This is a genomic window from Fictibacillus phosphorivorans, assembly GCF_007673525.1.
Taxonomy (GTDB): Bacteria; Bacillota; Bacilli; order Bacillales; family Fictibacillaceae; genus Fictibacillus; species Fictibacillus phosphorivorans_C.
In genome coordinates this window covers 1,655,197-1,670,067 of record NZ_VDZU01000001.1, presented here as the reverse complement: position 1 = coordinate 1,670,067, position 14,871 = coordinate 1,655,197, and the positions used below count along the sequence as shown (strand labels likewise).

Genomic DNA, 14,871 nt, shown 5'->3' with positions numbered 1-14,871 from the left:
TTGTAATTAGACAAGTCCACTTATTTTAGCAAATTACTTATGGTTTAGACAACTGATTCTCTTCTAAATCTGCTTCGCTGAAGTAACCCTTTTAAAAGTTGTTCGTCTTATTTTTTTGAACATATCTACCAATACTACCATAAATAAGAGCATCATAGAAGTTGAGGCAAACAAATCCAATACATATAGAGATCCGATCTCGACCTTGCCAACGAGCCTGAGAATGATGAATTGATAAGCGGCATCGCCAATAAAAAGACCTATTGCGATTAAACTGAAAAGATCTTTTTTACTTCTTGCTAACGTAATCGTTAAAAGTGTCAGGAATATGAGGAGTATTATTTTCTTGTTCAGAAACAGTTTTGCGGGGTCGTATAAAGCAAAAAGTTCGATTGAAACATAAGCTGTAGCCACTATAAAACTGCTAGTAACGAAAAAAAAGAGCTGATGACTAAATCTGATAACATGAATCAACCCGATCAACAAGAAGAATGCAAATGCAGCATTCATATTTCCTACAGAAAAATGAAGATTTATACCGGACAATATAATTCCAAACAATGTTATAAGTACACATTGATTTCTTATCTTTCCTTTACGCAGAAGAAAGGTAGAAACAACCCAGCTCATCCACATGAACCAATAAAAAAGTATGCCATCGTTCATCTCTTTCACCTCGATAGCATTATTGCCACATTAGGTCCACTTCTAACCACAAGAAAAACAGCCCTCGATCTAATCATCGAGAGCTGTGTCGAAAGGGGTATTATTTATAACCTTTCAGCTGGTCACCAATCATGTCTGCTAATGAAAATCCTTTTTCTTCTTTCGGAAGGTTTTCTTTAAGGTTAGCTTTTTCCTTTTCATCTTGAACGGCTTTCATGCTCAAGCTCATTCTCTTATCCTGACTGTTAACTTCAAGAACTTTAACAGAAACTTGTTGACCTTCTTTAACAACCTCACTCGGATTTCCGATATGACGGTTTGCTAATTCTGAAATGTGAACTAAGCCTTCAATACCTGGTGCCACTTCCACGAATGCACCAAACGTAACGATGCGCTTAACCGTACCTTCAATAACACTTCCAGCTTGGATGGACGAACTTGCTTCTTCCCAAGGACCAGGCTGCGTTTCTTTTATCGACAATGAAATTCTGTCATTATCGCGGTCAACAGATAGAACTTTTACTTTTACCGTCTGACCTTCGCTAAGAACCTCTGAAGGGTTATCAACACGGTTATGTGATAGCTGTGAAACATGGACTAATCCATCAACACCACCAATATCTACAAAAGCACCAAAGTCAGTCAAACGTTGTACTTTACCTTCAATGATTTCGCCTGGTGCCAAACGGTCTAAAATCTCTTGTTTCTTTGCTACAGCTGCTTCTTCAGTAACTGCCCGATGAGATAAGATAACGCGACCTTTTTCTGCATCAAGCTCTACGATTTTCACAGAAAGTGTTTTTCCTTTATAATCTGAAAAATCTTCAACGAAGTGAGACTCGACCATAGAAGCCGGAATGAACGCTCGCACGCCAAGGTCTACCACTAGTCCACCTTTTACTACATCGTGAACAACGACTTCAAACGTTTCTTTAGAATTAAACTTTTCTTCGAGTTCACTCCATGATTTTTCAGTGTCCACAGCTTTCTTTGAAACAAGTAGCTTGTCCTCTGTATGAGAAAGTACTTTAACCGTGATCTGATCTCCTTCATTCAACACGTCACTTACCTTTTCAATGAAAAGACTTGATACTTCATTAATCGGTAAAAACGCATCTTGCTTAGCGCTGATATCCACTAACGCGTGTTTGTCTTCCACTTTTAGTACAGTACCTTTAATGATTTCACCTTTTTCAGCCATAGAAGCATTTGTTAAACTTGTGCTCATTTCGTCTGTCATGTTCGTGACCTCCTCAAAAATTAGAAAAGTAATTTATTGAACTTTCGGTATGAAAGAACATTAACATCGATCATGGAGTTGTTTTTTAAAGAAGGATGAAAGTAAATCGAATTCCGTTACAGTTGCTCGCTTTCCAGGGGGCGTGCGGTGAGCCGCCTCGACACTTTGTGTCCTTTAGGTGTCTCACCTGTCCCGCTGATCCCCTAGGAGTCTCGCAACTTACACTCCATTCAATTTGCAAAGAAGTTTATAAAAACAACTCAAAAGTAAATTCTTAAAGATAATTGATTAAGTTATTCATGCTCTTTTTTTAACTGAGCTATATGTTTCATTATAAGCTCTGTCGCTTCTTTTGCGGAAGCTTTTTGCTCCCGAAAATGTGTAAAGTCGATTGGTTTACCGAATACGACTTTAAGTTTTTTTCCTTTTTGGTATTCTCCAACGATCGCACATGGAACGATGTGAGCATCTGATTTAAGAGCAAAGAAACCGGCTCCCGCTAGGCCTTCTCCGATTTCTCCCGTCTTTGAGCGGGTTCCTTCTGGAAACACCCCTACAACTTTTCCCTCTTTTAAAAGGTTCATCCCTGTTTTTAATGCCGTTTTGTCGCTCATCCCGCGCTTTACAGGAAATGCGTTGATCTTCGGCAGGATATGTTTTAAAACCGGTACCGAGAAGAGTTCTGCTTTCGCCATAAAATGCACATCTCGTGGTGAAGCGACCCCTACAAGCGGTGGATCGTAGTTGTGGATGTGATTGGAACATAGAAGTATGCCTCCTGTTTTCGGCACATTTTCTGCTCCAACGATTTCTGGCTTATATGTTCCTTTAAAATAGGTCCCACATAGCCATTTTCCGAAAGAATAAAGCATCATTTTACAAAGCCCTTTCTTTTGCATAATGAAGAATGCTTGAAACTACCTCTTCGATCGTCATACTTGTTGTGTCCAGTTCGATAGCATCTTCTGCTTTTCTTAGTGGAGCTACTTCTCTTTCACTGTCACGTTTATCTCTTAAAGCAATCTCGCTTTTTAAAAGTTCAAAATCTGCTTCAAACCCTTTTGTTATATTTTCTTCATAGCGTCTGCGCGCTCTTTCTTCTACAGAAGCGATCAAGAAAATTTTTAGCTCCGCGTTAGGCATAACGTGTGTACCGATATCACGGCCATCCATGACTACGCCGCCAGATTCAGCTAGTAGCTGCTGTCTTTTTACCATTTCGGTTCGTACTTCTTGCTGCCTTGCAACAAATGATACATTATTCGTTACTTCACTAGTTCTGATCTCTTCTGATACGTCTTTTCCGTCAAGAAGTACAGCTTGTCCACCATCGGTGATTACTAATTTAATATCTGTATCATTTAAAACGATTTCTAGTTCGCGTCCATCATTAAGATTTGCTCCCTTTAGAAGAGCTTTATACGTAAGTGCCCTATACATAGCACCCGTGTCAATGTAAATGAAAGAAAGACGTTCAGCTACTTGTTTGGCTACCGTGCTTTTTCCTGCTCCAGCCGGTCCATCAATGGCGATCGATAATAATTTTTTCATGTTTCCTCCTACCCCATACCTATGACTATGCATACATAGCAATAAAAAGCAGGTGAGTATCCCCTGCTTTTTTTCTGTGTATAAATCTGAATTCATCAGACTTAATCTATATGTATATTACCATACATGTTGTTTAACGGTCTATGGTTTCCAAAGTTGGTTGTTGGTCATTCTTGATGACTCCTTCGTAATAGATGCTCTTGTTTGTATATAACTTAAAGGAAGGAATCTCAAGCAAAAATTGCGCGGCAACTAGTAAAATAAAATGAACTACGGCAAGCTGAATCAATATTCGTTCAAATCGTTTCATAAGTACGTCACCTTCTTTTCGGGAGTATTTTTCCCAAAAAGAAAAACTTTATGCACTTCTATAGACCCACGCTCTCTTTTTTCTTCTTAAGCAGTTGCTGTTCGAAGCAGAATCGGATAATATGCTGACGATCTCTTTGTGTGATCTTCTCAAATTGAAGGGACGCTTTCTGCCGTCCGCCTGCTCCTCCATCGAATACTCTTAACACTGTGCATTTTAGGTCCAGATACAGTTTTTCTCCAGATTGCATAGGAAAAACGACTAAACAGTTCAACCGATCCTCACTCCTGACGGCATGCTCGACTGGAAGAGAAAGCAGCATTCCTCCTGCACTTAGATCAAGAATAACAGAGTTAAATGGTGGATATGCATCATCTTGGTTAACAACAGACGTGTCTATCATCGTTTCAACTCTTACAAATTCTCTTCGCTGAATCTTATGGATCTCTTCTTCTTTTGGAGAAGTGATCATCAAGACGGGAATATTTTCAATCTTTCTACCTAAAAGCTCTGTTCGAAATGTGTAAACGTTTCTCTCTTTATCTACAAAAGAGGCTTTAAACTGTGTTCCATCAAAAAAATATTCCGTGCGATTTGTTTTCTCGTTACTCGGATAATCAATGTAGAGATGATCCTCTTTTACATCGAACACTTTACAGCGATATTTATCTTTTTTGTCCGAAAACAACGGCTCTAAATATAACGGTTCACCCACTGTAATCATCAAACTTCCCCCATACATTGCATTCTTATCTTTCTACCTTATTATGACAGTTTCAAAATAAAAGAAAAAGCAAAATTTCAAGTTGCGAAATTTTGCTTTTAAAAAAATTTGATCAATCTGAAATAGTAGTAAGTAGTTGATTTCCACTCCAGGCTGCTCGCTTTCCGGGGGGCGTGCGGTGAGCCTCCTCGGCGCTCCGCACCCTTAGGAGTCTCACCTGTCCCGCTGATCCCCCAGGAGTCTCGCACCTTCCGTTCCAATCAACTTGTCAATGAAGCAATTAATCCAAACCTTTTTTCACGATAACCATAATTCCCTTTTAAATATCGTTGTAAGATGGCTCTGCTTCTTTAAGCTTTCTTACTTCTTCTTCGTTTCCGTTCTCTGCGTTAATGAAGACGCGGAATGTATCATTACCTAGAATTCCTAGGAATTCGTAGCAATACACTTCTTCGTTAATATCGTTTCGAATCAATGCCTTGCTTGTTTCTTTTACTTGGAACTTAGGGTTAAGATTTGTTCTTGCTTCTTGTTCAGAGATCTTAAACGTAGGCGTTCTATCGTCTACATGTGCTAGAAGGAAGTCTGTACCTTCATACCCCATGATGTCTCCATTATCTAATGCTACTTTTACAGACACGGTCTCAGGATAGATCCTTACACCATCGTCGAGTCGAGCATAAGTGAACACCCCGATGTTATCGTATTGGTCACTCGTTACCATCTCCATTTGACTTTCCATATGCTTTTTCAAGAAGTCATCAGCTTGAAGCATCGCTTCATTCAGTGAGATTTTTGCCTTCCCAACATTACGATCGTAAAGGACGTAAAGTGGATATCCACCCTTTTTCGTTAGGTCCATATATGTTGTGCCTTTTGTATCTGGGTTATATAACGTTAGTGAGTATGCGTCGTACTTTGCATCTTTTCCAGTGCTTTCTACTGTAATCTTCACGTTTTTCTTTAGTTGGAAGAAATCGATCGCAATCTTTTTGGCTTCTTCTTTTGTGATCTTTTTACCTTTTAACTGACTAAGATCACGGTCTTTCATTTTTTCCATGTTGGATACTTCAGTTCCGAAATCTACGTCTGAGTAGCCTTCTACTGATTTATCAACAGTCTTAAATCCATCAATAATCGTGTTGTCTTCTGGCTGTTTATTCGTAGCTAGTGCCATCTCGACATCCATCCAACGCAAGTTGTTCTTTTGCGCGAGTGATTCTGTTTTTCTTAATTCGTTTTGGATTTCAGTTGAGTTTGCATACAATTCTTTTAATGTATTATATTCTTTATCACTAAGCGGATTCTTGTCTAGATCACGAACTGCTGCTCGATAACTGAATTCGCCCATCTTTGTTAAAAACTCTTCTGTTTTATTAAAAGGTAATAGCGCTAAAGGCAGTTGACCTACATCATTATGAGCCTCTGATGTTAGTCTCCAGACTTGAGCCAATGCTGGAGATAGCTGATTACGTGTATTCATAGCGATTGTTTCGCCAATCTTGTCATGAAGAGAATCCATATGGAAGTTCAAGTCATGAAAAGCGCGTTGATAGTTGTTTTCTGCTTGAAGAAGTACAGCATTCTTTTCTTGATGTTCACTGTAGCCCCAATAGCCTGTTCCTGCTACTGCCACGAACAACAGTACAATTAGGATCGTGCGTATCATATCAGTTCACCCCTTTATTAGTTACAGAAAATGTGCTTTCCGATTTTTTTGATTTGAGGACGAGTCCATATCCAGCCTGATGTAGCTGTATCAGGGTTAAAATAATATTCAGCTTCTCCTGTTGGATCCCAGCCGTTCAATGCATCCATGACCGCTTTTTTCGCTTGTGCATTAGGCGTTAGATAGATCTGGCCATCCGCAACTGCTGTGAATGCTCCTGGTTCGAAGATTACACCAGAAACGGTGTTTGGAAATGAAGCACTATTTACTCGGTTGATAATAACTGCTGCTACTGCGACTTGACCGATGTAAGGTTCACCACGGGCTTCACCATAAACAGCGTTAGCCATCAAATTCACATCGTTCTGAGAATAGCCATTAGGAATATTTTTTGCCGGTTTAACTTGAGCAGGCTTTGCTTTAGGTTTCCCTGCTCCTTTTGCAGTTCCAGCTTTTGGTGTGCCACTTTTTGCAGTGCCGCCTTTAGCCGCTCCACTCTTTGCACTTTTCTTTTCACCGCCGTAATAAGAAAACTTCTTGCCGGTGTCAATCTGTCTATTTACCCAAGCTTTATCGTATTTAGAAGCTTTTGCTAACTTGTTCTTTGTCGTACCACCTGCTAATCCATCGATCGGTAGACCGAACTCATATTGGAAGTTTCGTAATGCCCAATACGTTCTCCATCCAAAAACGCCATCGATGTTCCCCGTGTAAAAACCTAGATATTGAAGCCTCGACTGAAGTTCAACTACATCTTCACCCGTTGCTCCCACTTGAACGACTTGGTTTGAAAATGCATGTGCATTATTCTGACCAAATCCAGCTAATAGCCCAAAACAAAGGGCAATTGCAAAAAATGCTCCCTTTATGTAAGCTGAATTTCTTTTCATGAGAAAGTAAGCCTCCTGTAATTTAATCTCCATTTTCGTGTTATACAGATATCATTTGTAATCTGTTTTTTTTTATTCAGCTTTCAAAGACTCATGGTTCACAATAAAGAAAACTTGGCTGACGCCAAGCTCTTCAGGTCTGCCTTAGTTGCGCTTATACTATCTACCTTAACTTGTTGCCACGTCGAATGACATCGTGCTAACAAGTTATACTTTCTGATAGTGAAATAAAAGAAGACCGGTTATATTCCGGTCTTCGCATCTGGATTTGTGTATGGAGTTATAGCCGTATTGGCGATTCTTACTTTCCGAAGAGCGAACCACCATAAGAAAATCATAAATGGGAACATATAGAAGAAAATATATTTTGTGCTGGATACTAATAAGAAGTTGAACGTACCGTGTAAAACAACCGGTAAAAGGAGTGACAGAGTAAGGTAGATCTTCTTCCTTCTTCCTGTTGAAAACTTCCCTTTCCCTAAATAAAAGCCCATGATCACTCCGAACAAAGCATGACCACTTACAGGCAGAAGCGCTCGGACCAACGCTTCTTCAATCCCAAACGTGTAAAGATAAAAGATGTTTTCTAAGGATGCAAATCCTAATGATAGCGCTGTTGCATACACGATACCATCATATGGCTCGTTGAACTCTTCGTGAAGGTAAGCTCCATAGAACACTAAGAACCATTTGAAGAACTCTTCTAATGTACCACTAACAAAAAACGCCTCAACAAAGGAAGGTACGTTCATCTCTTCGTTGATTCCAAACTGAATAACCATGATTGGAAAGACGAGAAGAACGCCAAATATATATACTTTGACCACCAATGATAATGGTTCGGTCTCATATTTATCTTTTAGATAAAAAAAGGATAATAGAGCAATAGCCGGAGCCACCGCTGCAGAAATTACAGCTAGCATGTCCTGCCTCTTTTCTACTGTTTTTTTATATCGTAACATGATATTTTAAGAAGTGGAATAGCGAACACAAAGAATAAGGAGGGCGTTAATCTTGAAAAAGATATTATTGATTCATACTGGCGGCACGATCGCTATGGAAGAGAACAAATCCACAGGCGGCGTTAATACGAAGGAAACACACCCACTAGAGGCGACCCTCAGAGAACTGTCTGATCTAGCAGAAATAACGGTTAAAAATTATGTGAATCTGCCATCTCCTCATATTACTCCTTCCCATATGCTGGAGTTAGCACAATTTATTACTACACAAACAAATTCTGATCAATTCGATGGAATCGTCATCACTCACGGAACAGACACGCTCGAAGAAACGGCTTATGTATTAGATCTCGTACTTCAAACATCAATCCCAGTAATTGTTACGGGTGCAATGCGATCAAGTAACGAACATGGTTCAGATGGACCATACAACCTGATCTCATCTGTACGAGTTGCCTGTGAAGATCAATCGTTAGGCAAAGGAACACTTGTTGTATTTAACGACGAGATCCACGCTGCAAAAAATGTTACGAAGACTCACACGAGCAACATCGCGACATTCCAGAGTCCTCAATATGGACCGATCGGAATCGTAACAAAACGAGGAGTTCTGTTCCATCACACACCGATTCGATCAGACTTCTTTCATGTGAAGAACTTTTCTAAGAACGTCGTTTTACTTAAAGCATATGCAGGCATGGACGGTAATTTGATCCAAGCGGCAACAAATTCAGCAGATGGCGTTGTCATCGAAGCATTAGGTCAAGGGAACTTGCCTCCTGCAACAGTTCCTGCCATAAAAGAACTCATTTCAAATGGAATACCTGTTGTACTCGTATCAAGATGTTTTAACGGAATCGCTCAAGACATCTACTCATATGAAGGTGGAGGAAAGCACTTAAAAGAAATTGGCGCGATCTTCTCAAACGGACTAAACGGACAAAAAGCACGATTAAAACTGATGATCGCTTTAGAAAATACGAGTGAACCACTTCAGTTGCAACGACTTTTTCTTCAATAATGGATATTTTCATCAATTGATCAAATGATTGACCATGAATAATTCAGACTTAGTTAGTAGACATGGGAATCGGATATGTGATTCACGAAAAAAACCGATAACTTAAAAAGGTTATCGGTTTTTTTCTCTTTTTTCTATCGTTTCACCGATCACTTCCCCGTGAAACCTTCCATTTTCGATAAAAATCTCATTTGCATTGTTACCTGCAGCAATTACACCTGCGATAAATAGACCTTCCACATTTGTTTCCATCGTTTCTTCAGAAAAAGAAGGACGTCCAGTTTCTGTATCGATGTCTACACCCATCTTTGATAGAAACGAATGATCAGGGTGATAGCCGATCATGGCAAACACGGCATGAAACGGATGATACGTTTTAGATCCACTCTCTCCTTCAGTAACATACATGCCGTCTTGTGTTATTTTATTTACACAAACATCGAATGTCATCTTGATGCTGCCTGCTTTCACACATGCTTCAAATTCTGGGAGTACCCATGGTTTGATGCTCGGTGAATAAGTACTTCCTCTGTAAAAGACGTGAGGACGAGCACCTGCTTTTTGCAGTTCTAACGCTGCGTCAATTGCAGAGTTTTTCCCACCGATCACTGCCACATCGAGGTCATAATATGGATGACCTTCTTTAAAATAATGATGAACATGAGGCAGGTCTTCTCCTTCGATGTTCAATCGATTTGGGTTATCATAATACCCTGTTGCGATGATGACATATTTGGCATCGTAACTCATCGTTTCATCTTTACGATTGGTTGTTTCAATTTTGAACGTTCCATCAGATTGTTTGGTCACAGATTTTGCTTTTTCAAATGTTCGAACTTGAAGGTTATTTCTTTTAACTACTTCACGATAGTACGTTAGCGCATGAATTCTTTTAGGTTTTCGTTGTTCATGGACGAAAGGAAAGTTGCCGATCTCAAGTTTTTCACTCGAGCTAAAAAATGTTTGATGCGTTGGATATTGATAGATGGTGTTAACTACGTTTCCTTTTTCAATCACACAGTAAGAAATTCCTTTTTTCTGTAGTGCAAGAGCTGCAGCTAATCCGCATGGCCCTCCACCAATAATACAAACGTCTATATTCACTTTTTTCACCACTCCAAAAGACACTGTTATTCATTTTCTTAGCATGCCAAAAAAAATCTCCTATCATCATATGATAGGAGATTTGGTATGAGTTTGCAAAAATTTAAATCCAGCCTCTGAAGCGTGATGCTTCAGCCATCTTACGAACACCAACCATATAAGCGGCTAGTCTCATGTTTACTTTTCTGTTCATCGCCGTTGTATAAACAGTCTCAAACGATTTTACCATTACTCGTTCAAGCTTCTCTTCTACTTCTTCTTCTGTCCAGTAATAACCTTGGTTGTTCTGTACCCACTCAAAGTAAGATACAGTTACTCCACCAGCACTTGCCAATACGTCAGGTACTAAAAGAATTCCTCTTTCAGATAAGATTCTAGTCGCTTCAAGTGTAGTTGGTCCGTTCGCTGCTTCAACAACGATCGAAGCTTTGATCTGGTTAGCATTCTTCTCAGTAATCTGGTTTTCAATCGCTGCAGGTACTAAAATATCACAATCAAGCTCTAACAGTTCTTGATTTGTTATCGTATCTTTGAAAAGCTTTGTTACGGTTCCAAAGCTATCACGGCGTTCAAGCAGATAATCGATGTCCAATCCTTCTGGATCGTATAGTCCACCATATGCATCCGAGATCGCGATTACTTTTGCACCAGCATCGTGCATGAATTTAGCAAGGAAGCTTCCCGCGTTACCGAAACCTTGTACGACTACACGAGCACCTTCAAGCTGGATACCCTTTTTCACTGCTGCTTCACGGATACAGATCGTAACACCTTTAGCAGTTGCTGTTTCACGGCCATGAGATCCACCTAGTACAAGTGGTTTCCCTGTAATAAATCCAGGAGAATCAAACTCTCTGATTCTGCTGTACTCATCCATCATCCAAGCCATGATCTGCGAATTTGTAAATACGTCTGGAGCTGGAATATCTTTCGTCGGTCCTACTAACTGACTGATCGCTCTTACATAACCACGGCTTAATCTTTCTAGTTCTCTGAATGACATTGTACGCGGATCACAAATGATTCCGCCTTTTCCTCCACCGTATGGCAGATCAACAATACCTGCTTTTAAGCTCATCCAGATTGATAGCGCTTTTACTTCTGTTTCTGATACATTCGGATGAAAACGAACGCCGCCCTTGGTTGGACCAACAGCATCATTATGCTGGGCACGATATCCTGTAAAAATCTTTGTACTTCCATCATCCATCTTGACCGGAATTCGAACGGTCAACATACGAATCGGTTCTTTTAATAACTCATAAACTTCGGAAGAGTATCCTAATTTATCGAGCGCATCCGCGATTACGGATTGCGTGGATTGGAGTACATTGTCATTTTCATGATGATTGTCGGATTTTTGGTCTGTGTTATTTTGGGCTGTCATTTGTTTACCTCCCATATTCGTCACCTCTAGAGTTTAGTCAAGCTTCATCGTCAGTATACACCTTTGTATAAGCAAAGAGAAGAGAAAATTAGTGATTTTCACCTAAAAAGTAAACGCTTTCTTAAGTCACGGACTGTTGAGAAAATAGCTAATTTTCTGCCAATATACCTATAGTGCTTGTCCACTGCTTTTATTATGTAATCCCCACCTCTTTAACAGAGGTGGAGACCACGTTAATTTTTCTTTATTACTTTTTTAAAGATAGCTCGATTAATTTTTCAATCATTGAAGGATAGTCCATTCCGATCTCTTTCGCTGCATCAGGGAACAGGCTAGTCGGTGTCATGCCTGGTAACGTGTTTACTTCCAAGATAACTGGTTCTGAACCGTCGTGTGGAACGATAAAATCAACTCGCGAATACACTTCACAGCCTAAAACTTCATGAGCACGGACTGCTTGTTCTTGTAATTTAGCCGTTGTACTCTCGTCAAGTCTTGCAGGAACATAGTGGATACTTCCACCTTCTGCGTACTTAGACTCATAGTCATAAAAAGCATTCTTAGGTTCGATCTCGACGACAGGAAGCGCTTTATAGTTGTTATGTTCCCCCATAACAGCTACAGTAACCTCTTTCCCGCTTACGAATTGTTCAACAAGAATCGTATCGTCATGAAGGAATGCTTCGGCGATTCCTTTTAATAGTTCATCATGATTTTGAGCGATAGTAAGACCGATAGTTGATCCTTCTCTATTCGGCTTTACTACAGCTGGAAAATCAAAAGAGAGTTCCAACTGGTTCTCATCATAAGACTTTCTGTAAAGAACTTTCTCTTTTGCGATATTGATGTTTGCGTCTTTAAAGAACTGTTTGGATTTAGCCTTATCCATAGCAATTCCTGATGCTAGAGCACCTGAACCTACGTAAGGAATTTCCATCATATCTAAAAGACCTTGTAACCTTCCATCTTCTCCATACTTTCCATGAAGACCTAAAAATACAACGTCAGCTTCAAGTTCTAACAAATCTTTAAGTCGAGAAGGATGAAAGTCAATTCCTGTTACTTCATGACCTTTGCTTTCAAGCGCAGAGATGATCTGCTTTCCTGTTGATAAGGATACTTCTCTCTCAGCAGAAACACCGCCATATAATACTGCTATTTTCATTTTAATGGTCACTCCTAGCCCAAAAGTTTATGTATATATTATATTCCCTGCCGTTATATCGGTTCAGTGGATGTAAAAAATATTAATAATCATAACACGTTTTGTCTCTAAAATCACAATGATATATACATGACATTTTTGTTTATGTTTAATCTATAAGCTGTTTGAGTTTTCAAGACTGTTTTAAGTTAAATTATAGCTATGCTAATGGTTATTTTCTGCTCCAGGTTGTTCGCTTTCCATGGGGCGATCGGTGAGCCCCTTGCCGCTATTCGCCATTAAGTGTCTCACCTGTCTAGTTGCAGTGGCTAGCCCTTCGAGGTCAAAAGTTTAACGGTCAAGAAGGTAAATAGACCCTTCAACTTTTGCTGGTCGGGGCTGAACGAGCCACTTCCACATTTCAAAGTGATCGCTCGTCCCATAGGAGTCGACAACCTTGCGCTCCAATCAACTTGCATTGGAGGGGAACAAAAACCGAGTAGTCAACAGTATTTAAAAAAAGCTTTTCGCAAAAATAAATAAGGACGCAAAAATTTGCGCCCCTCTCTTTTGCAGTTACTTAAAATACCGATACAGTTCGCTTATTGCATCGGACTTCATTAATTCTTTTCCATACTCAATAACTCGATAGCTCGTAATCGTCGAGGAGCTTCCGAACTCAGCAAGAAGAGCAATGAACAGATCAAGGTCTACTGGCTGGACCTCATCTTCTTCAAACTTTAAATAGAAGTGATTATTAAACGAATACAGAGTACCACCTTTAATCTCTAAAGAATGTAGGCGTTTTGCAAGTAAAATAACGTCTTCAAAAGAAGAAAACTCATAGAAAATCTCATCGTTCTCATCTAACGTCACTTGCATCTCTATATAATCTTCATCATATTCTTCTTCAAGTTCATACTCGTTTATTCCTTTTGTAACAATTACGACCATACCTTGAGCTGGAAGTGAAAAAACTTCAACCGCAATAGGACCATCAGCTTTAAATCCTACTTCATCATCAGCTTCAGTCATCATGTCACGGAAGAGCTGATGTACTTTAGGAATATCCTGCCATATTTCTTCCTTAGAAATACCACGTTCATTCAGATCATCAAAAGTTAGGAAGATTTTTATTTTGTTATAGGTTAACCGTTCTACCCGCATCTCTGGTCCCCCTTACGATCGGCGCTATTATGTCTTAATATCAATATATGAGTTTGCAAAAAGTTGGTGATAAACATCCAACAAAATATAAAACCTAGGTTATTAATTTTTCAGCTTCTGAGCAATCCAGTCGTCCCATTCTAACTTCGTATTGCCAATTAAGAATGACTCGTACTTCTCTTGCGTTTCTGAAGAGATATGATTGATCGCTGCACCTCCAACACCAATTGCGGTATTCGGAAATTCTTTTTTCAGGCTGTTTGCCCACTCCAAGGTTTTATTAGAGTTCTCAGCGATCGTACACGAGAAAAATACCATCTTAGGTTCTACTTCTTTCATCACAACCTCAAAGTCTCGTTTTGGTATTCCATGTCCTAAGTATATAACTTCAAATCCTTTTCTTCTTAAGAACAGTGTAAACATCAGAAGCCCTAGTTCATGCTCTTCATCTAATCCGCACGCAGCAATAACCTTTGGTAAATATGGATCAGAAGGCAGCCATTGAATAAGTTGTCCAATCTTACTACGTAAAAAGGATGAAGTAAAATGTTCGTGCGCAACAGTAATTTTCTGTTCTTCCCAAAGGTGTCCTACGCGTACTAATAATGTACCCAAAATATCAATAATGACTTTTTCCAAATTATACATACTGAAAGCTTGGCTCAAAAGATCGTTTGCTTTCTTCTCCTGAAAGGATAAAAGAGCATCTAGAATCAAATTACCCATTTCGGCTGCACGATCTGTATTTTCAATTGAAAAAGGAGCTGCTTCTTTATAAAGTTCCCCATTTTGGGCAACATCAACCGCTTGACTGATCGTAAAACCTTGATTTACTTTATTCACTAGCCATTTTAGTATGTAAACTTGCTCGTCGGTGTAAAGTCGATGGCCAGCTTCATTTCTGTTTGGCTTTACGATTGAATAGCGTCTTTCCCAAGCTCTTAAAGTTCCTGCTTGAATGCCGAGCATCTTCGAAACCGCTTTAATGTTATATTTCCCTTCACTAGGCATCCGTTCTTCCTCCAATAAATAGGTT

At 39.5% G+C, this 14,871-nt stretch carries 15 protein-coding genes; 1 reads left to right on the top strand and 14 read right to left on the bottom strand.

Annotated elements, in window-relative coordinates; translation table 11 throughout:
• Nucleotides 1-63: 63 nt before the first annotated feature.
• The 9 genes from FS458_RS08145 to prsW form a co-directional block, all read right to left on the bottom strand.
• Nucleotides 64-666 (bottom strand): YphA family membrane protein, encoded by a 603-nt coding sequence (locus FS458_RS08145; protein ID WP_144699354.1) that lies wholly within the window; start codon nt 664-666, stop codon nt 64-66.
• Between the two features lie 100 nt (nt 667-766).
• The gene (rpsA, locus tag FS458_RS08140; protein WP_144699352.1) at nt 767-1,906 is read right to left on the bottom strand and encodes a 30S ribosomal protein S1; all 1,140 of its coding nucleotides are present in this window, start codon (nt 1,904-1,906) and stop codon (nt 767-769) included.
• 293 nt (nt 1,907-2,199) lie between these two features.
• The gene (locus FS458_RS08135; RefSeq protein ID WP_144699350.1) at nt 2,200-2,781 is read right to left on the bottom strand and encodes a lysophospholipid acyltransferase family protein; all 582 of its coding nucleotides are present in this window, start codon (nt 2,779-2,781) and stop codon (nt 2,200-2,202) included.
• Nucleotide 2,782: 1 nt separating this feature from the next.
• The gene (cmk, locus tag FS458_RS08130) at nt 2,783-3,457 is read right to left on the bottom strand and encodes a (d)CMP kinase (RefSeq protein ID WP_144699348.1); all 675 of its coding nucleotides are present in this window, start codon (nt 3,455-3,457) and stop codon (nt 2,783-2,785) included.
• Nucleotides 3,458-3,590: 133 nt separating this feature from the next.
• Nucleotides 3,591-3,767, bottom strand: a complete 177-nt coding sequence (locus tag FS458_RS20625; RefSeq protein WP_171005421.1) for a DUF5359 family protein — start codon at nt 3,765-3,767, stop codon at nt 3,591-3,593.
• Nucleotides 3,768-3,825: 58 nt separating this feature from the next.
• Nucleotides 3,826-4,491, bottom strand: a complete 666-nt coding sequence (locus tag FS458_RS08125; protein ID WP_186320488.1) for a flagellar brake protein — start codon at nt 4,489-4,491, stop codon at nt 3,826-3,828.
• Between the two features lie 319 nt (nt 4,492-4,810).
• Nucleotides 4,811-6,160, bottom strand: a complete 1,350-nt coding sequence (ypeB, locus tag FS458_RS08120; protein ID WP_144699344.1) for a germination protein YpeB — start codon at nt 6,158-6,160, stop codon at nt 4,811-4,813.
• 17 nt (nt 6,161-6,177) lie between these two features.
• Nucleotides 6,178-7,050: a spore cortex-lytic enzyme gene (sleB, locus tag FS458_RS08115; RefSeq protein ID WP_144699342.1), complete on the bottom strand. Its 873-nt coding sequence runs from the start codon at nt 7,048-7,050 to the stop codon at nt 6,178-6,180.
• 242 nt (nt 7,051-7,292) lie between these two features.
• On the bottom strand, nt 7,293-7,973 hold the full coding sequence (prsW, locus tag FS458_RS08110; protein WP_144699340.1) for a glutamic-type intramembrane protease PrsW: 681 nt from the start codon (nt 7,971-7,973) through the stop codon (nt 7,293-7,295).
• A gap of 91 nt (nt 7,974-8,064) precedes the next feature.
• Here prsW and FS458_RS08105 point away from each other — a divergent pair, with 91 nt between their 5' ends.
• The gene (locus FS458_RS08105; protein WP_144699338.1) at nt 8,065-9,033 is read left to right on the top strand and encodes an asparaginase; all 969 of its coding nucleotides are present in this window, start codon (nt 8,065-8,067) and stop codon (nt 9,031-9,033) included.
• 111 nt (nt 9,034-9,144) lie between these two features.
• On the opposite strand, the gene FS458_RS08100 is transcribed toward FS458_RS08105, so the two are convergent.
• The 5 genes from FS458_RS08100 to FS458_RS08080 all read right to left on the bottom strand — a co-directional run bounded on the left by FS458_RS08100 (nt 9,145) and on the right by FS458_RS08080 (nt 14,846).
• On the bottom strand, nt 9,145-10,146 hold the full coding sequence (locus tag FS458_RS08100) for a YpdA family putative bacillithiol disulfide reductase (RefSeq protein WP_391503393.1): 1,002 nt from the start codon (nt 10,144-10,146) through the stop codon (nt 9,145-9,147).
• Nucleotides 10,147-10,240: 94 nt separating this feature from the next.
• Complete coding sequence (locus FS458_RS08095) at nt 10,241-11,524, bottom strand: Glu/Leu/Phe/Val family dehydrogenase (RefSeq protein ID WP_066395738.1); 1,284 nt, start codon at nt 11,522-11,524, stop codon at nt 10,241-10,243.
• A gap of 247 nt (nt 11,525-11,771) precedes the next feature.
• Nucleotides 11,772-12,689, bottom strand: coding sequence for a D-alanine--D-alanine ligase family protein (locus tag FS458_RS08090; RefSeq protein WP_144699334.1), 918 nt, complete (start codon nt 12,687-12,689; stop codon nt 11,772-11,774).
• A 555-nt stretch (nt 12,690-13,244) separates the two neighbouring features.
• Nucleotides 13,245-13,835: a genetic competence negative regulator gene (locus FS458_RS08085; RefSeq protein ID WP_144699332.1), complete on the bottom strand. Its 591-nt coding sequence runs from the start codon at nt 13,833-13,835 to the stop codon at nt 13,245-13,247.
• Nucleotides 13,836-13,937: 102 nt separating this feature from the next.
• On the bottom strand, nt 13,938-14,846 hold the full coding sequence (locus FS458_RS08080; protein WP_144699330.1) for a MerR family transcriptional regulator: 909 nt from the start codon (nt 14,844-14,846) through the stop codon (nt 13,938-13,940).
• Nucleotides 14,847-14,871 lie beyond the last annotated feature (25 nt).